The organism is Nocardioides agri, from assembly GCF_013778305.1.
Lineage (GTDB): Bacteria > Actinomycetota > Actinomycetes > Propionibacteriales > Nocardioidaceae > Nocardioides > Nocardioides agri.
In genome coordinates this window covers 563739-581511 of the sequence record NZ_JACEIC010000001.1, presented here as the reverse complement: position 1 = coordinate 581511, position 17773 = coordinate 563739, and the positions used below count along the sequence as shown (strand labels likewise).

The window sequence follows — 17773 nt, the reverse complement described above, 5'->3', positions numbered from 1 at the left end:
ATGGACCCCCTGACCTCCGCCGCTCCGCAGCCGTGCTGCCCCGAGTTCGCCGCCGTGTCCCGGCGCGGCCTCTTCACCGGCGCGGTCGCGCTGGCCGGCGCGACCACCCTCGTCGGCTCGGCCGCCGTCACCGCGTCCGCCGCCTCGGCGACGCCCGCACCCGCGGTGCTCGTCGTGCTGTCGCTCCGCGGTGCCGCCGACGGGCTGTCGATGGTCGTGCCGCACGCCGACCCGGTCTACTACGCGGCCCGGCCGCGGATCGCCGTGCCCGCCGACCGGCTGCTCGCGAAGGACGGGATGTTCGGCCTGCACCCGGCGCTCGCACCGCTGCTGCCGATGTGGGCCGCCGGCCAGGTCGCCGCGGTGCACGCGACGGGGCTGCCGTCGCCCAACCGGTCGCACTTCGCGGCGATGGAGGAGGTCGAGGACGCCGACCCCGGCTCGGAGAGCCGCAGCGGGTGGCTCAACCGCCTCATCGGGACCGCGCCGGGGCGCTCGCCGCTCCAGGGGTTCAACATGAGCGGCGGGGTCACCCCGACCTCGCTCTTCGGCCCCGAGCCCACGATGTCGGCGTCCGCGGTCGACGACGTCGGGCTGCCCGGCGAGGACGAGTGGGACCACGGAGAGCGCCGGCGCTCGCTGCGCACGCTGTGGGACCACGACCGCTCGCCACTCGGGCGCGCCATGCGCTCGACGTACGAGGCGGTCGACACGTTCGGCCCGGCGCAGGCGGCCGCCGACACGACGAGCAGCTACCCCGACACCGACCTGGGCAAGGCGCTCGCGCAGGTCGCCCGCGCGATCCGCGGCAACGTCGGCGTCGAGGTCTTCACCGTCGACCAGGGCGACTGGGACATGCACGCGGGGATCGGCAGCGCCGACGGCGGGTGGATGGTCGACAACGTGGGCGAGCTCGCCGGCGCGATCGCGGCCTTCCTCGGCGACCTCGGCGACCAGGCGGGCAAGGTCACGTTGCTGACGATCAGCGAGTTCGGGCGCCGGGTGGTCGAGAACGCCAGCCAGGGCCTCGACCACGGCTACGGCAACGTCATGCTGCTCGCCGGCGCGGGGGTCCGCGGCGGCCGCTACTACGGCTCCTGGCCGGGGCTGCGGGCCGACGGCGACGCCGACCTGCTCGTCACGACCGACTACCGCAGCGTGCTGGCGGAGGTGGTCGCGACCCGCTTCGGCGCGTCGACGGCGACCGTGTTCCCGCGGTTCTCCCCGGAACCCGTCGGTGTGATGACGTCGCTGTAGACGCTGGACGAGAACACGTTCTAGTTGAGAGGGTGGCGCCGTGCGCGTCATCCAGTGGGCCACCGGCGGCGTCGGCCGGGCCGCGATCGAAGCCGTCCTCGACCACCCCGAGCTCGAGCTCGTCGGCTGCTGGGTCCACTCGGAGGCCAAGCACGGCGTCGACGTCGGCACGATCATCGGCCGCGAGCCGATCGGGGTGCTGGCCACCACGTCGGTCGACGAGGTGCTGGCGCTGGACGCCGACGCGGTCGTCTACGCCCCGCTCATCCCCGACCGCGACGAGGTCGCCGCGCTGCTGCGCGCGGGGTTCGACGTGGTCACGCCGGTCGGCTGGTTCTACCCCTCCGAGAAGGACGGCGCCCCGCTCGCCGCCGCGTGCGCCGAGGGCGGCACCACGCTGCACGGCACCGGGATCAACCCCGGCGGCATCACCGAGCTGCACCCGCTGATGTTCTCGGCGCTGTCGGCCAAGGTGACCTTCGTGCGCGGCGAGGAGTTCTCCGACATCCGCACCTACGACGCGCCGGACGTCGTCCGCCACATCATGATGTTCGGCGGCCCGCCGGAGGAGGCGATGGGCGGACCGATGCTCGGTCTGCTGTCCGGCGGGTTCATCCAGTCGGTGCGGATGTGCCTCGACACGCTCGGCTTCTCCCCCGACGCCGAGATCCGCACGTCGCAGGAGGTCGCGGTCGCGACCGCCCCGATCTCGACGCCGATCGGCGTCATCGAGCCGGGCCTGGTGGCCGGGCAGCGGTTCGTCTGGGAGGCGTACGTCGGCGAGGCGTGCGTCGTCCGCATCGCCGTCAACTGGCTGATGGGCGAGGAGCACCTCTCCCCCGCCTGGACCTTCGGGCCCGAGGGCGAGCGGTTCGAGGTCGAGGTCCAGGGCGACCCCAGCGCCTTCGTCACCATCAAGGGCTGGCAGCCGGAGACGGTCGAGGAGGGCCTGGTCCGCAACCCGGGCATCGTCGCCACGGCCGTGCACTGCGTGAACTCGATCCCCTACGTGGTCGCCGCCGACCCGGGCATCAGGACCTACCTCGACCTGCCGCTCATCGCCGGCCGGGCGCACCCCGACCTGCGCTGAGGCGGGAAGCGTCGGAAGATACGGATTCCGCCTGATTCCACCGTGCTGTCTTAGCGCGAGGGTCGATGACATCGACACGACCCTTCCACGCCGAGGAGCAGCCATGAACACCACCGGGATCCACCCCACCTTCGCCGTCGACCACGCCCGCGCCCAGGCCGGCGAGGCCGCTCGGCGCGCCGAGGACATCCGGCGCGCCCACGCCGTCCGCACCACGACCACGCCGGCACCCGGTCCGACGCCGCCCGCGCGCGTCCGCGTCCGACGGCGCAACCGGCACTGGTGGGCGTGGCCGGGCTTCCGCTCCGGTGCGGTCGCCGGGTAGGAGCCGATCAGAGGGCGGCGAGACCCGGCTAGCGGGCGGTCGCCTCCGTGCGGTCGCGGACCCCGCTCCACGCCTGGTCGACGTGGGCGACCTGCACCAGCAGGCACCACGCGCTCACCAGCACGACCACGACCTGTGCCACCACGTGCAGCAACGACCTCATCTCGAGCACCCCCCAGCACCACGACGACATCCCATGGTGCGTCGCGCGCCGGCCCGATCGGTAGCGTCAGGGCAGTTCTGGGGAGAACCTTGCGGACTCCTTGCGCTACGTGCGCTACGTGCGGATCGACTCCAGGCGGCCGACGGCCTCCTCGAACTCCGCCACCAGCGACGCCATCACGTCGGCGACCGGGCGCACCTCGTTCATCCGGCCGACGATCTGCCCGATCGGCATCGAGATGACGTCGGGGTCGCCGGAGGCGTTGATCCGGTTGTGGGCGTCGGAGACGAGCAGGTTCTGCAGCGGCATCGGCAGCGGCTCGGGCGCGTCCTCCTCGGCCCAGGCCTCGGTCCACTTCGTCTTGAGCAGCCGCGCCGGCTTGCCGGTGTAGATGCGCGTGCGCACGGTGTCGGACGACGTCGCGCGGGTGAACGCCTCGGTCCAGCCCGCGTTCGACTGGAGGCTCTGGTACTCCTCCGTGCCGAGCCAGATCGACCCGGTCCACACGCCCTGCGCGCCGAGCGCGAGCGACGCCGCGACCTGGCGGCCCGAGCCGATGCCGCCCGCACCGAGCACGGGCACGTCGGGGCCGACCGCGTCCACGATGTCGGGCTGCAGCACCATGCTGGCGATCTCGCCGGTGTGCCCGCCCGCCTCGTAGCCCTGCGCCACGATGATGTCGACGCCGTTGCGCACGTGGGACAGCGCATGCTTCGCGGCCCCGGCCAGCGCCGCCACCTTGATCCCGTGGTCGTGGCACTTCTCGATCACGTCCACCGGCGGCGAGCCGAGCGCGTTGGCGATCAGCACCGGTCGGTGCTGGAGGGCCACGTCGAGGTGCGACCGGGCCACGGAGTGCAGCCAGCCGAGCACGCCCTCCCGGCCCTCGCCCTCGGGCAGCGGGGGCACGCCGAGCTTCTGCAGCGTCCGGTCCACGAAGTCGATGTGGTCCTGCGGGATCATCGCCTTCAGGTCGACCGACTTGCCCTCCGTGGGGATCTTCATCGGCATCACGATGTCGACGCCGTAGGGCTTGCCGTCAGTGTTGTCGTCCAGCCAGCTCAGCGTCTGCTCGAGCTCCTCGGTGTCGTTGAACCGCACGCAGCCGAGCACGCCGAGGCCGCCGGCCCGCGACACGGCCGCGGCCACGTGCTCCGACGGGGTGAAGGCGAAGATCGGGTAGTCGATGCCGAAGGTGTCGCAGATGGGGGTGCGCATGGGTGCCTCTCCGAGAGTCAGACGGACGTCGGGTCGACGACGGCGGCCTTGGCCGCGAAGCCGGCCAGCGCCATCTCCTTGGCGGCGGGGTACTGCGCCTTGCCGGTGGCGTTGCGCGGCACCCGGTCGACGATCGTCAGCGACCGCGGCAGCTTGTAGCCGGACAGGTGCGCGCGCAGGTAGGTGCGCAGGTCCTCCAGCTCGAGGGTCTGGCCCTCGCGCAGCTCCGCGACCGCGGCCACCGCCTGGCCGTACTTCTCGTCGGGGATGCCGACCACGAGCACGTCGTACACGGCCGGGTGTCCCTTGATGGCCATCTCGACCTCCTCGGGGTAGACCTTCTCACCGCCGGTGTTGACGCAGTTGGAGCCGCGGCCGAGCAGCGTGATCCGCTTGCCCTCCTCGATCCGGGCGAAGTCGCCGGGCACGGAGTAGCGGGCGCCGTCGATCTCGATGAAGGTCGCCGCCGACTTGATCGGGTCCTTGTAGTAGCCGACCGGCACCGAGCCGCCGCGGGCGAGCCGACCGGTCCTGCCGACGTTCGTCTCCGGGTCGAGGATCCGGTTGTCCTCGTCGAGGACGACGCTGCCCGGGCCGAGGCCGACGATCGGACCGTCCTTGGAGATGTTGTTGGGGTCGCCCATGCCCATGCCGGAGAAGCCGGTCTCGGTCGAGCCGACCGAGTCGGTGAAGACGGCGTTCGGGAACGCCGCCATCCAGCGCTCCTTGACCGGCGGGCTGAAGATCGCCGCGCTGCTCGAGATCGCGAACAGGCTGGAGCCGTCGTACGGCGTGCCGGTCGCGGCCTTCGCCTCGTAGGCCTCGATCAGCGGCCGGGCCATCGCGTCGCCGGTCATGAAGATGAGCTGGATCTTCTCCCGCTCGATCAGCTCCCAGGTGCGGACCGGGTCGAACTTCGGCTCGAGGATCGTCAGGTGTCCCGCGAAGAGGTGCATCAGCAGTCCGGCCTGCGCGCCGCCGTGCATGAGCGGGCTGAGCGGGAAGGTGACCATCCGCGGGTCGTTGGCCTGGCTCGACTGGGTGTACTCCTCCAGCGGCTCGCCGGTGTAGAAGTCGATGCCGCCGCCGAGCACCCGCCAGAAGTCCTCGTGGCGCCACATGACGCCCTTGGGGAAGCCGGTCGTGCCGCCGGTGTAGATGATGTGGATGTCGTCGGGGCTGCGCTCGCCGAAGTCGCGCTCCGCGCTCTGGCCGGCGATCGCCTCGTCGTAGTGCACCCCGCCGTACGACGAGAAGTCGGACTGGTCGTCCGGGTCGAGCGCGTCGTCCACGACGACGGCGACCGTGAGCTTCTCGTGCTTGGGCCAGCAGGCCGCGACCAGGGGCGCGTAGGAGCGCTCGTGGATGAGCGCGACGACGTCGGCGTTGTCGAAGAGGTAGTCGAGCTCGGCCTCGACGTAGCGGTAGTTGACGTTGATCGTGGTGGCCCGGATCTTCACGATCGCCAGGGTCGCCACCACGTGCTCGATGCTGTTCTTGGCGTAGATGGCGACGTGGTCGCCCGGTCCCACCCCCTGCGACTGCAGGTAGTGAGCGAGCCGGTTGGCATCGGCCTCCAGCTCGGCGTAGGTCACGGTCCGGTCGCCGACCTTGACGGCCAGGTTGTCCGGCGCGGCGTCGACGGCGTGTTCGAAGAGATCAGCGATGTTGTGAGCCACGCCGCGAGACTAGAACACGTTCTTGTTCTTGGCTAGGCTCCGCCGCATGACCGACGCGAACTCGGAAGCCCCGCACTGCCTCGTCGAGCAGGAAGGCCACAAGCTGATCGTCACGATGAACCGCCCCGAGACGCGCAACGCGCTCTCGGGCGAGATGCTGGCGATCATGGAGGAGGCCTGGGACCGGGTCAACACCGACGACTCGATCCGGGTCTGCATCCTCACCGGCGCCGGTGGCTACTTCTGCGCGGGCATGGACCTCAAGGCGGCCACGAAGCGGTCGCCCGACGAGAGCTTCAAGTCCGGCTTCGACCCGTCGGTCATCAAGGGCCTGCTCAAGGGCTTCCGGCTCACCAAGCCGCTCATCGCCGCGGTCGAGGGGCCGGCGATCGCCGGTGGCACGGAGATCCTGCAGGGCACCGACATCCGGATCGCGGGTGAGTCCGCCCGCTTCGGCGTCGCGGAGGCCAGGTGGAGCCTCTACCCGATGGGCGGCTCCGCCGTCCGGCTCCCCCGGCAGATCCCGTACACCGTCGCGCTCGACCTGCTGCTCACCGGCCGGGCGATCAAGGCGCCCGAGGCGAAGGAGATCGGCCTGATCGGCCACGTCGTCCCCGACGGCGAGGCGCTCGCGAAGGCCCACGAGATCGCCGACCTGATCTGCGCCAACGGCCCGCTCGCCGTCCAGGCGATCCTCAGGACCGTCCGCGACTCCGAGGGCAGGCACGAGGAGGACTGCTGGGCCGACGACGCCACGGTCGGCATGGCCGTCTTCGCCTCCGACGACGCCAAGGAGGGACCCCGCGCCTTCGCCGAGAAGCGGACGCCGGTCTTCCAGGGCCGCTGACGCCGCCGCTCCGCGCGTCCGCGGTTCGGCGCTCGCTAGCCGGGATCGTCGTGTGTTCGGCAGACTGACCAGCGGACCATCGGTCAACCGGGAGGAAACGGCGATGTTCTACGTCATCGTGTTCGCGGTCGTCGGCATCGCGCTCGTGGCGATCGTGCTGCGGCGCAGCGACCGGCCGCGCACGACCGTCGATCCCGCCCCGCACCACCACACGGGAGCCGAGAACGCGTCGCACACGGAGCACGGCAGCCCGGAGCGCAAGGAGCGCAAGCGGCGCCGCGCCCAGTCGCAGCACGATCGCCGCAAGCGTCACTGACTCAGCCGAGCACCCCGTCCAGCCAGGCCAGCTGGCGCACGCGGTGGTGCGCCTCGCCACCCTCGTGGTCGTTGAACTCGTAGACCTCGATCGACTTCGGCCCGCCGTAGGCGTTGAACGCGGCGAAGACCGTCGACGGTGGGCAGGTGCGGTCCATCAGCGCGACCGAGAAGAGCGCGGGCGCGCTGGCGCGGGGCGCGAGCACCGCGGCGTCGAAGTAGGACAGCGTCGCGAAGACCGCGGGCACCGACGGGCGGTGGGCGGCCAGGTAGCGCACCAGCTCCAGGTAGGGCTCGGCCTGCGCGACTGACGTCGCGCGTCTGAAGTCGCAGAGGAACGGCACGTCCGGCAGCACTGCGGCCACGGAGGAGGGAGCCAGGGCGGCGACGGAGGTCGAGATCCCGCCGCCCTGGCTCCCTCCCGCCACGGCCACCCGAGACGGGTCCACGAGCGGGTGCCCGCGCAGCACCTCGACCGCGGCGACGGCGTCGGCGTAGACCCTGCGGTAGTAGTAGGTGTCCCGCGAGTCGATCCCGCGGGTGAGGAAGCCCGGCTGCGCCGGCCCCGAGCCGGCGGGGTCAGCGGTCGCGCCGGTCGTCCAGCCGCTCCCCTGCCCCCGGGTGTCGACGACGAGATGGGCGTAGCCCGCCGACGCCCAGAAGACGTGCTCGTGGGGCAGTCCGCGACCGCCGTTGTAGCCCTGGAACTGCACCACGCCGGGCAGCGAGTCCGACCGCAGCGGGCCCGCGGGGAGGTGCAGCCACGCGCGCACCGGCGCGCCGTCGTGCCCCGCGAAGGTCACCTCCCACGTCTCGACGGTCACCAGGCCTGATGCGACCACGGCGTACGACGGCGCCGGGTCGGGCAGCGCGTCGAGCGTCTCCTGCCAGAACTCCTCCAGGTCCTCCGGCGTCGGAAGCACCGGCCGGTAGTCCCGCAGCTCCTCGAGGGGCAGGTCGTAGTGCATCAGGCGGTCTCGACGACCACGTCCGGCGCCAGCGACCGCTCGACCCGGACCTGGCGCGTCGGCCCGACCAGCCGCAGCGCCACCGTCGCGCGGATGTCGGCGCTCGACGCCCCGACCCGCAGCTCGACCGCGCCCGGCTCCACGATCCGCACCAGGTCGCGGCCGGTGAAGGACGCCAGGTCGGCGGAGAGCGTGAAGCGGACGCGCGCCTGCTCGCCGACCGCGAGGTCCACCCGCGCAGCCCCGACCAGCTGCTGCACCGGGCGGACGACGGACGCCACCGGGTCGTGGAGGTAGACCTGCACGACCTCGGAGACCTCGCGGTCCGTGTCGTTGCCGAGCTCCACCGCCAGCTCGACCGAGCCGTCAGTGGCCCACTCCTCGGTCGACGCGGCGACCGATCCCCAGGTGGCGGCGGCGTACGACAGGCCGTGCCCGAAGGGGAAGAGCGCCGTCGGGTCGACGACGCTGACGTCGGTGAGCTGCCCCAGCGTCGGGGCGAGGTACGTCGAGGGGTGCGTGGCGCCGGCGGCCGGGAAGCTGACCGGCAGCCGGCCCGAGGGGTTCACCCGGCCGGTGAGGACGTCGGCGATCGCCTGGGCGCCCTCCTCGCCGGGGAAGAAGGCGCAGACGACGGCCGCCAGCCGGTCGACCTGCCGGCTCAGGTCGTAGGGCCGGCCGACCAGCAGCACCGCCACCACCGGGGTGCCCGTGCCGAGCAGCGCCTCGAGGAGCTCCTCCTGGCGGCCGGGCAGGTCGAGCGTGGCGACGTCGTTGCCCTCGCCGGAGGTGCCGTTGCCGAACAGCCCGGCCTCGTCCCCCAGGGCGACGACGCACACGTCGGCGTCGCGGGCGGCGGCCACCGCGGCAGCGATCTCCTCGTCGGATCCGCCGACCACCGGGACGCCGAGCGCGTAGGTGACCTCGTGGTCGGCGGCCAGCGCCTCCCGCACGCTGCGGATCTCCAGACCCGGCTCCACGCCGGGGTGGTGCACGAGCACGTGCATCGGGAAGGAGTAGCAGCCGAGCATCGCCTGGTAGGTGTCGGCGCGCGGCCCGACCACCACGAGCCGCGCGCCTGGCTGGAGAGGCAGGGTGCCGTCGTTCGCGAGCAGCACCATCGAGCGCTGCGCGACGCGCAGCGCGAGCGCCCGAGCCTCGGGGGCGTCGAGGTCCACGTCGTCCGGCTCGGTCGGCGCCCAGTCGGGGTCGAGCAGGCCCAGCTCGCACTTCTGGCGGAGCACCCGGATCAGCGCCGTGTCGATCGTCTTCTCCTCGACCAGCCCGGCGGCGAGCGCGTCGAGCAGCGGCTGCCCGAAGGCGTTGGTCGACGGCAGCTCGATGTCGATGCCGGCCTGGAGCGCGAGGGCAGCCGCCTCGCCGAGGTCCTCCGCGACCCCGTGCAGGGTCTGCAGGAAGGCGACGGAGAAGTAGTCGGCCGTGAGGGTGCCGTCGAACCCGAGCTGGTCGCGCAGCAGGTCCGTGAGCAGCGTGCGGTCGGCCGCGGCCGGCACGCCGTCGCGGTCGGTGTAGGAGTTCATCACCGACCGGGCCCCGGCGCGCAGGGCCATCTCGAACGGCGGCAGCATCACGTCGGCGAGCTCGCGCGGGCCCATCGACACGGGCGCGAGGTTGCGGGCGGCGCGCGACGCGGAGTAGCCGACGAAGTGCTTGAGCGTCGCCACGATCCCCGCGCCCTCGAGGCCGCGGACGTACGCCGAGCCGACCAGCCCGACGAGCAGGGGATCCTCCCCCAGCGTCTCCTCGACCCGTCCCCAGCGGTGGTCGCGGACGACGTCGAGCACCGGGGCGAGGCCCTGGTGGATGCCGAGCCGGCTCATCGTGGAGCCGATCTGGGCTCCCATCTCTGCGATGAGGTCCGGGTCGAAGGTCGCCGCCCAGGACAGCGGCGCCGGGTAGATCGTCGATCGCCAGGCCGCGAGCCCGGTGAGGCACTCCTCGTGCACCTGCGCAGGGATGCCGAAGCGGTTGCCGGCGACCACGTCGCGCTGCCGCTCGGCGAGGATGCGCATCCCCTCGCGTGGCTCGAGCGGGGCCGTGCCGAAGGTCCGGGTGAGCTGGCCGAGACCACCGTCGACCACCTCCGCCCAGGGCGGGAGCGGCCCGATGCTCTCGCTGAGCATCGGCGCCATCCCGCCGGCGGCCGGGTCGATCCACCAGACGCTGCCGAGCTGGGCGACCTTCTCCTCCAAGGTCATCCGCTCGATCAGGTCGGCGACGCGGGCGTCGACGGGCGCCGACGGGTCGCGCCAGAGCTCGGTCACGAAGGAACCTCCAACGATGCTGTGGACCGGCGACGTACGAGCGTCGTGTCCAGGGTGATGTGGGTGTCGTCGATCTCCTCGCCCGCGATGAGCGCCACCAACATGGCGGTCGCGTCGCGGCCGAGCTGGCGCATCGGCTGGTGCACCGTCGTGAGCGGCGGGTGCGCGAGGGCGGACTCCGGGATGTTGTCGAAGCCCACCACCGAGACCGCGCCCGGGACGTCGATGCCGAGCTCGACGGCGACGTCGAGGGTGGCTAGGGCCGAGATGTCGTTGGCCGCGAAGATGGCCGTCGGCGGGTCCGGCAGGGTCAGCAGCGCCCGGGCCGCCTCGCGCGCCTGCTCCGGGTCGAAGGCGCCGAGCGCGAGGAGGTCCTCGTCGACCCGCAGCCCGGCGGCGTGGATGGCGTCGCGGTAGCCCTGCTCGCGCAGCTGCGCCGACACCAGGTCGGGACGTCCGGTGACCATGCCGATCCGCCGGTGTCCGAGCTCGATGAGGTGGTCGACGGCGATCCGGGCGCCCTGGAGGTTGTCCGCGGCGACGGTCGGCAGGCTCGACCGGCCGGTGTGCGGGTCGACGGCGACGACCGGACCGTCGTACTGGACGTCGGTGACGGTCGGGGTGACGATCACCGCGCCGTCGACGAGGGTCCCCATCACCCGGGAGAGGTAGCGCCGCTCCCAGCCGACGTGCTCGTCGACGCGGCCGCCGGCGGAGTAGGCGACCAGCTCGTAGCCGGTGCCGCGGATCGCGTCGGCGACGCCCTTGAGCACCTCGGTGCTGAACGGCTCGAAGTCGGCGACCAGCACGCCGATGACGTTGGTCCGCGTGTTGCGCAGGCTCCGCGCGACCAGGCTGGCCTCGTAGCCGAGGCGGTTGATGACGCCCGTGACGTGCTCGAAGGTCTCCGGTGCCACGCCGTAGCGGGCGTTGATCACCTTCGAGACCGTCGAGACCGACACGCCCGCCTCCGCCGCGACCTGCTGCATCGTCACCCGGCCGGTCGTCTGCCCGTTGCCGTCCACGCCCGTCATCCCTTCACCGCTCCCTGGAGACCGCTGACGATCCGGCGCTGCATCGCCAGGAACATCACCAGCGCCGGGATCATCGCGATCGTCGTGAACGCCAGCACGCCGGCGGTGTCCGCCGAGTGCTCGGTCGAGTAGTCCGCCACCCCGAGCGGCAGCGTGCGCATGTCGTCCTGGAGCAGCAGCAGCGGCAGCAGGTAGGCGTTCCACGAGGCGACGAACGCCAGCACGCCGACCGTCACCAGTCCGGGGATCGACAAGGGCAGCGCGAGCCACCAGAAGATCCCGACGCGGGACGCGCCGTCGATCAGCGCCGCCTCCTCGAGCTCGCGCGGGATCGCCATCAGGAACGGCCGCAGGATGACCACGGTCAGCGGCAGCGCGAACGCCGCCTGGGGCAGCGCGACGCCCCACCAGGTGTTGCCCAGCGACAGGTCGCGGGTCACCAGGATGAAGAGCGGGATGATCGCGACCGCCGCCGGGAAGAGGAGGCCGAGCACGAAGACCGTGAAGAGCGCCTCGCGGCCGCGGAAGTCGTAGCGCGCGAGCGGGTACGCCGCCATCACGCCGAGGAGGACGGCGACCACCGTGGTGACGACGGCGATCACCGTCGAGTTCACGGCGTAGCGCCAGAACGCCTCGTTGGTGAGCACGGCCGTGTAGTTGCTGAAGACCCACGGGTCCGGGAGGGACGCCGGGTCGCGCGCGATCTGCTCGTTGCTGCGGAAGCCGCCGAGCGCGCCGTAGATCACGGGCCCGAGCGTGATTGCGACGGTGACCAGCGCGATCCCGTAGACCAGCGGGCCACCGCCGCCGAAGCTCTTGGCGCGAGCCGTCATCGGAGCACCTCCCGGTCACGTCGAAGGACGAACACTTGGTAGACGAGCGCGAGCACGAAGCCGATCACGAAGAGCAGCACGGAGGCCGCTCCCGCGATGCCGTAGTTGTGGCGCTGCGTGCCCTCGCTGATGAGGTAGGTCGCCATCGTCGTCGTGGCGTTGGCGGGACCACCCTGGGTCAGCACCCAGACCATGTCGAAGCACTGGATCGAGCCGATCATCGACAGGAAGAGCCAGGTCCGGATCGTCGGGCCCAGCAGCGGCAGCGCGATGCGCCGCTGTGCCTGCCACCAGCCGGCCCCGTCCAGCTGGGCGGCCTCGAAGAGCTCGTCGGGCACGCTCTGGAGCCCGGCGAGGAAGAGCAGGACCGCGAGGCCGAGGTACTTCCAGGTGAGCACCACGAAGACCGTCGGCAGCGCCAGGTCCGGCGTGCCGAGGAAGCCCTGCTCCGGAGGCGTGAGACCGACCATCTCGATCAGGTGGTCGATCACGCCGTACTGCGGCTGGAGCAGCTGGAACCAGACGACGCCGGCGATCACCTCGGCCACGACGTACGGGACGAAGACGATCGTGCGGAGCAGGCCCTGCCCCACGATCCGGCGGTTGAGCAGCATCGCGAGCAGGAGACCCAGAGGGAGCTGCACGATCACCGAGGCGATCACGATCATGAAGTTGTGCATCACCGCGTCGGTGAACACCTCGTCGCTCAGCACCCGCTGGTAGTTGCGCCAGCCGACGAAGTCGTCCATCGGGCCGAAGCCCTTCCAGCGGTAGAAGGACATCCGCACCGCCGACACGACCGGCCAGGCCACGAAGACGGCCATCAGCGCGAGCGCCGGGGTCACGAACAGCGCGACCTCGAGCCGCAGCCGCCACCGCGGCCCGACAGGGCGGGGGGCCACCCGGCGCATGGTGCGCCGGGTGGCCAGATCTGCGTGGACGGGTACCGCCGGGACGGCGATGCCCTCGTCTGTCACGGACAGGTCACTTCTCCTCGTCCGCGGCCTCTTGCACGGCGTCCACGACGTCCTGCGGCGAGGCCTCACCTGCGAACAGCAGCGCGATCTCGGAGTTCAGCGCGCCTCCGACCGACTCACCGAGCGCGGTGTCGAAGTAGAGCTGGACGAACGGCGCCTGGTCGCGGAACTCCAGCAGGCCGGCGAGCGCCGGGTCCTTGACGGAGCCGCTGGCCGCCGCGTTGGTCGGCAGACCCATGTCGTTCTCCGCGAAGCCGGTCTGCACGTCGTCGGACAGCAGGTACTTCACGAACTCGACGGCCTCGTCGGGTGCCTCCTCCGAGACGGCCCAGGCGTCGCCGCCGCCGAGCGCGGCGGCCGGGTCACCGGCACCGCCGTCGACGGCCGGGAAGGGGAACCAGCCGGTCTTGTCGCCCAGGCCCTTGCCGTCGTCGGTCAGGCCCTGCATGACGCCCGGCTCCCAGTGGCCCTGCATCTCCATCGCGACCTTGCCGGTGGCGAGCAGGCCGGACGCGGACGTCGCGCCCTCCTGCGCCTTGGTGGCGAGGAAGCCCTTGTTGAAGGGGTCCATGTCGAGGATCTCCTCGACGGTCTCGCCGGCCTTGACGAAGCACGGGTCCGAGAAGTCCATGTCGGTGAGGGCGGTGGTCAGCGTGTCCTGGGAGCACTGCCGGAGGGCGGTGTAGTACCAGTAGTGGGCGGCAGGCCAGCCGTCGCCGGCGCCGACCGAGACCGGCTCGATGCCGGCGTCCTTGAGCTTGTCGACGGCGTCGTTGAACTCGGCGAGGGTGGTCGGGGGCTCGGTGATCCCGGCCTGCTCGAAGAGGTCGGTGTTGTACCAGAACCCGACGACGCCGAGGGAGAACGGCAGGGCGTAGGTCTGGCCGTCGACCTGCCAGCCGGCGACCGAGCCGCCGATCTTGTCGATCTCCTCCGAGGCCGAGTCCGAGATGTCCTTCACCATGCCGGCCTCGACGTGGTCCGCGAGCTCACCGCCGCCGCGCTCCATGTAGACGTCCGGGATGTCGCCGCTCTGGAACGCCGCGGCGAGCTTGTCGACCATGTCCTCGTGGGCCATGGCCTGGATCTCGATCTTCACGCCCTCGTGGTCGGCCTCGAAGTCCTTGGCGACCTGCTCGTAGTAGCCCTTGCCGGGCTCGTTGTTGGAGTTGTGCCACCACGTGATCGTGGTCTCGCCACCGCTCTCGTCCGAGGAGTCGTCGTCGCCACCGCAGGCGGCGAGCGTCAACACCCCGGCGCAGATCGCGGCGAGTGCCGCACTGCGCGTCTTCGACCTCATTCGTCACCCTTCCGTTCGTCGTACGCCGGGTGCGACGCACGTCACATGGCGGGAAAGGTGCCACTCGCAGATCCGGGGTGTCAATCGTTGTCGATAACGATTTCCAAAGGCAAGCACTTTCGAAATTTCGATACCCCGCCGGGTCGCTTCGATGGGTGCGCTCACACCCCGGGGTGGGGCTAGAGCATCCGCCGCACGAGGCGGCGGCCGAGCACCATGCCCAGGTGGGCGGCCAGCGCCACGAAGAAGGCGATGTGCGCGGCGACGTGCACCGGCAGCAGGTCGTCGTCCCCGAGCACCAGCGCCAGCCCGGTGAGCGGGACGACGACGAGCGTGGCGAGGAGGGCGACCTCGGCGGCGTGCACGATCCGCTGGTCACGCGGCGTCAGCCGCTCGTCCCAGGGCGGCAGCGGCGTCGTGGACCGCCACAGCACCCGGAGGAGCACCAGCGCGAAGATGCTCAGCCCCAGCAGGACGTGCAGGTCGAGCAGGTCGAGCGGGCCGTCGAACACCCCCAGGCCGTCGTCCTCGCCGCCGCGCCCTCGCCCGTGGCCGCTCGCGCCGCCTCTCCCCCGGCCCCGCCCGTGCCCGTGGCCGCTGTGGTCGGCCTCCACCGTGTAGCCGACGACGAACTGGGCGACGACGGCGAGCACGGTCGCCCAGTGCAGCGTCTTGGTGACGAGGCCGTACCCGTGCTCACCGTTGCGGAGCGGCATGGCACCGTCGTACCCGTGGAGATGCTCACGACACCCGTCACCCCCGCCCTCGTCCGGGGCGCCCTCGAGGTCGAGCAGACCCCCCGGGGGCTGCTCCCCCACCGGCTGCCGGCCTGGGCACGCGCCCAGCTGCCCGATCCGCAGCTGCTGATGGCGGAGAGCATGCCGTCCGGGGTGCGCGTGGCGTTCCGGACCGCGGCCACGGTGATCGAGCTCGAGGCGCTGCCCAGCAAGCGCGCGTACGCCGGCGCCCCGCCGCGCCCGGACGGCACCTACGAGCTCGTGGTCGACGGGCAGGTCGTGGGTGGTGGGTCGATCCCCGGCGGCGACGTGCTGACGGTCGACATGATGACCGGGCGCGCCGAGAGCGTCGAGGGCGAGCCTGGCCGGGTGCGGTGGGACGGGCTCGCGGCCGGCCCGAAGGCCGTCGAGATCTGGCTGCCGCACGACGAGTCCAGCCGGCTCGTCGCGCTCCACACCGACGCGCCGGTGGAGCCCGCTGCGCCCGGCGCCAGCCGCGTGTGGGTGCACCACGGCAGCTCGATCAGCCACGGCTCGGCCGCAGAGCGCCCCACCGGCACGTGGCCGGCGTACGCCGCGCGGCTGGCCGGCGTCGACCTGGTCAACCTCGGCTTCGCCGGCAGTGCGCTCGTCGACCAGTGCGTCGCGCGCACGATCCGCGACACCCCGGCCGACCTGGTGAGCCTCAAGCTCGGCATCAACGTCACCAACCACGACCTGATGCGGATGCGCGGGTTCACGTCCGCGGTGCACGGCTTCCTCGACACGATCCGCGACGGGCACCCCGACACGCCCCTGGTCGTGGTGTCCCCCGTCTGGTGCGGCATCCACGAGGAGACGCCCGGGCCGGCCGCCCCAGACATGAGCGCGTTGGCTGAGGGCGAGGTGCGCTTCGTCGCCCTCGGCGACCCGGCAGAGGTGGCCGCAGGCAGGCTCACGCTCCAGACCATCCGCGCCGAGCTCGCCCGGATCGTCGACCAGCGCGCCGACCCGCACCTGACCTACGTCGACGGGCTGTCGCTCTACGGCGCCGAGGACGCGGTCGACCTGCCGCTCCCCGACGGCCTCCACCCGGACTCCGCGACCCACCGCCTCATCGGCGAGCGGTTCGCGAAGGCGGTGCTGTAGGCCTCAGCCGACGGCGCGGTCGCCGGTCCAGAACTCCGCGCGCAGCGCCTTCTTGTCCGGCTTGCCGAGGCCGGTGAGCGGCAGCGCGTCGGCGACGATGACCTGCTTGGGCGACTGCACGGAGCCCTTGCGCTCCTTGACCATCTCCTGGATCTCGACGGTCATCGTCGCGATCGACTCCTCGTCGCGCGGGGCGTCGGAGCGCAGCACCACGATCGCCGTGACCGCCTCGCCGAACTTCTCGTGCGGGGTGCCGATCACGCCGACCTGGGCGACCGCGGGGTGCTCGGCGACCACGTCCTCGACCTCGCGCGGGAACACGTTGAAGCCGCCGGTGACGATCATGTCCTTGGTGCGGTCGACGATGTACCAGAAGCCGTCCTCGTCCTCGCGGGCCACGTCGCCGGTGTGCATCCAGCCGTCGCGGAAGGTCTCAGCGGTCTCGTCCGGCAGGTTCCAGTAGCCGCCGGCCAGGAGGGGGCCGGCGACGCAGATCTCCCCCGGCTCCCCGGTGGGCACCGGCTTGCCGTCCTCGCCGAGCAGCGCCGTACGGATGAACGCCGAGGGGCGCCCGCAGGACGCGAGCCGGCCGTCGCCGCCGCCGACGTGGTCCTCCTTGGCGAAGTAGGTGATCGCCATCGGCGCCTCGGACTGGCCGTAGTACTGCGCGAAGATCGGGCCGAAGCGGTCGATCGCCTCCTTGAGGCGCACCGGGTTGATCGCGGAGGCGCCGTAGTAGACGGTCTCGAGCGACGAGAGGTCGCGGGTCCGCGAGTCCGGGTGGTCCATCAGCGCGTAGAGCATCGACGGCACCAGCATGGTCGCGGTGATCCGCTGCTCCTCGATGGTCCGCAGCACCTCGGCCGGGTCGAACTTCGCCAGCACGTAGAGGCAGCCGCCCTTGAGCACCGTCGGCACGAAGAACGCCGCGCCGGCGTGCGAGAGCGGCGTGCACATCAGGAACTTCGGCGACTCCGGCCACTCCCACTCGGCCATCTGGATCTGCGTCATCGTGTTCATCTGCCGGGAGAGGCCGATGACCCCCTTGGGCTTGCCGGTCGTGCCGCCGGTGTAGGTGATCGACACGACGTGGTCCGGGTCGAGGGTGACCGCCTCGAGCGGCTGCGGGGCGAACGAGGCGGCGGCCGCGACCAGGTCGTGGCCGACGTGGGCCAGCTCGTCGGGCACCGGGCCGATCGTCAGGACCTTCTCGAGCTTCGGGCAGCGCTCGAGCAGCCCCAGGGCGCGCTCGACGAACATCGGCACCGGGTCGATGGTCAGCGAGGTGATCTCGGCGTCGTTGATGACGTAGGCGTGGTCGTCGAGCGAGCCGAGCGGGTGCAGCGAGCTGCGTCGGTAGCCCTGGGTCTGGCCGGCGCCGAGGATGAAGAGGACCTCGGGGCGGTTCAGCGCCAGCAGCGCACCCGCGGTGCCCCGGCCGGCGCCGAGGGCCTCGAACGCCTGGACGTACTGGCTCATCCGCTCCGCGGCCTGCCCGCCGGTGATCGTGGTGTCGCCGAGGTACATCACCGGCTTGTCCCGGTGCCGCTTCAGCGCGGAGACCATCAGGTGACCGTTGTGCGTCCCGACTCGCATGTCTGCCGTCATGCGCCCGAG

Annotated in this window: 17 protein-coding genes; 6 read left to right on the top strand and 11 right to left on the bottom strand. The window is 71.9% G+C overall.

Going from position 1 to position 17773, the window contains the following annotated elements:
* The 3 genes from HZF07_RS02975 (at nt 1) to HZF07_RS02965 (ending at nt 2672) form a co-directional block, all read left to right on the top strand.
* Nucleotides 1-1257 carry a DUF1501 domain-containing protein gene (locus HZF07_RS02975; RefSeq protein WP_198346524.1) on the top strand — a complete coding sequence of 419 codons (1257 nt, stop codon included), beginning with the start codon at nt 1-3 and terminating at the stop codon, nt 1255-1257.
* A gap of 40 nt (nt 1258-1297) precedes the next feature.
* Nucleotides 1298-2347 carry an NAD(P)H-dependent amine dehydrogenase family protein gene (locus HZF07_RS24290; protein ID WP_220131820.1) on the top strand — a complete coding sequence of 350 codons (1050 nt, stop codon included), beginning with the start codon at nt 1298-1300 and terminating at the stop codon, nt 2345-2347.
* A gap of 103 nt (nt 2348-2450) precedes the next feature.
* A complete protein-coding gene (locus HZF07_RS02965) occupies nt 2451-2672 on the top strand; it encodes a hypothetical protein (protein WP_157346858.1) in 222 nt (73 codons plus the stop codon).
* Between the two features lie 28 nt (nt 2673-2700).
* Here HZF07_RS02965 and HZF07_RS23625 read toward each other — a convergent pair whose 3' ends face one another.
* The 3 genes from HZF07_RS23625 to HZF07_RS02955 all read right to left on the bottom strand — a co-directional run bounded on the left by HZF07_RS23625 (nt 2701) and on the right by HZF07_RS02955 (nt 5732).
* On the bottom strand, nt 2701-2835 hold the full coding sequence (locus tag HZF07_RS23625; RefSeq protein WP_258562473.1) for a hypothetical protein: 135 nt from the start codon (nt 2833-2835) through the stop codon (nt 2701-2703).
* A gap of 114 nt (nt 2836-2949) precedes the next feature.
* Nucleotides 2950-4053 (bottom strand): NAD(P)H-dependent flavin oxidoreductase, encoded by a 1104-nt coding sequence (locus tag HZF07_RS02960; protein ID WP_157346857.1) that lies wholly within the window; start codon nt 4051-4053, stop codon nt 2950-2952.
* Nucleotides 4054-4070: 17 nt separating this feature from the next.
* Entirely contained in the window at nt 4071-5732 is a 1662-nt protein-coding gene (locus HZF07_RS02955; RefSeq protein WP_181644692.1) for an acyl-CoA synthetase, read from the bottom strand.
* Nucleotides 5733-5778: 46 nt separating this feature from the next.
* Between HZF07_RS02955 and HZF07_RS02950 the strand changes: the two genes are divergently transcribed.
* The gene (locus HZF07_RS02950) at nt 5779-6579 is read left to right on the top strand and encodes a crotonase/enoyl-CoA hydratase family protein (protein ID WP_157346856.1); all 801 of its coding nucleotides are present in this window, start codon (nt 5779-5781) and stop codon (nt 6577-6579) included.
* 103 nt (nt 6580-6682) lie between these two features.
* Nucleotides 6683-6895 carry a hypothetical protein gene (locus HZF07_RS02945; RefSeq protein WP_157346855.1) on the top strand — a complete coding sequence of 71 codons (213 nt, stop codon included), beginning with the start codon at nt 6683-6685 and terminating at the stop codon, nt 6893-6895.
* Nucleotide 6896: 1 nt separating this feature from the next.
* Here HZF07_RS02945 and HZF07_RS02940 read toward each other — a convergent pair whose 3' ends face one another.
* The 7 genes from HZF07_RS02940 to HZF07_RS02910 form a co-directional block, all read right to left on the bottom strand.
* A complete protein-coding gene (locus HZF07_RS02940; RefSeq protein ID WP_232523715.1) occupies nt 6897-7862 on the bottom strand; it encodes an acetylxylan esterase in 966 nt (321 codons plus the stop codon).
* On the bottom strand, nt 7862-10147 hold the full coding sequence (locus HZF07_RS02935; protein WP_198346523.1) for a glycoside hydrolase family 3 N-terminal domain-containing protein: 2286 nt from the start codon (nt 10145-10147) through the stop codon (nt 7862-7864). The genes HZF07_RS02940 and HZF07_RS02935 overlap by 1 nt, the downstream gene beginning before the upstream one ends.
* Nucleotides 10144-11181, bottom strand: coding sequence for a LacI family DNA-binding transcriptional regulator (locus tag HZF07_RS02930; RefSeq protein ID WP_157346854.1), 1038 nt, complete (start codon nt 11179-11181; stop codon nt 10144-10146). Before HZF07_RS02930 ends, HZF07_RS02935 begins: the two co-directional genes overlap by 4 nt.
* Nucleotides 11178-12014, bottom strand: a complete 837-nt coding sequence (locus tag HZF07_RS02925; RefSeq protein WP_157346853.1) for a carbohydrate ABC transporter permease — start codon at nt 12012-12014, stop codon at nt 11178-11180. The genes HZF07_RS02930 and HZF07_RS02925 overlap by 4 nt, the downstream gene beginning before the upstream one ends.
* Nucleotides 12011-12925 carry a carbohydrate ABC transporter permease gene (locus HZF07_RS02920; protein ID WP_157347507.1) on the bottom strand — a complete coding sequence of 305 codons (915 nt, stop codon included), beginning with the start codon at nt 12923-12925 and terminating at the stop codon, nt 12011-12013. Before HZF07_RS02920 ends, HZF07_RS02925 begins: the two co-directional genes overlap by 4 nt.
* 73 nt (nt 12926-12998) lie before the next feature.
* Nucleotides 12999-14291, bottom strand: a complete 1293-nt coding sequence (locus tag HZF07_RS02915) for an ABC transporter substrate-binding protein (RefSeq protein ID WP_157346852.1) — start codon at nt 14289-14291, stop codon at nt 12999-13001.
* Between the two features lie 179 nt (nt 14292-14470).
* The gene (locus HZF07_RS02910; RefSeq protein WP_157346851.1) at nt 14471-15007 is read right to left on the bottom strand and encodes a cytochrome b/b6 domain-containing protein; all 537 of its coding nucleotides are present in this window, start codon (nt 15005-15007) and stop codon (nt 14471-14473) included.
* Between the two features lie 21 nt (nt 15008-15028).
* Between HZF07_RS02910 and HZF07_RS02905 the strand changes: the two genes are divergently transcribed.
* Entirely contained in the window at nt 15029-16156 is a 1128-nt protein-coding gene (locus tag HZF07_RS02905) for an SGNH/GDSL hydrolase family protein (RefSeq protein WP_157347505.1), read from the top strand.
* A gap of 3 nt (nt 16157-16159) precedes the next feature.
* Here the strand turns inward: HZF07_RS02905 and fadD8 are convergent, their stop codons facing one another.
* The gene (gene fadD8 / locus HZF07_RS02900; protein ID WP_157346850.1) at nt 16160-17764 is read right to left on the bottom strand and encodes a fatty-acid--CoA ligase FadD8; all 1605 of its coding nucleotides are present in this window, start codon (nt 17762-17764) and stop codon (nt 16160-16162) included.
* Between the last annotated feature and the right edge of the window lie 9 nt (nt 17765-17773).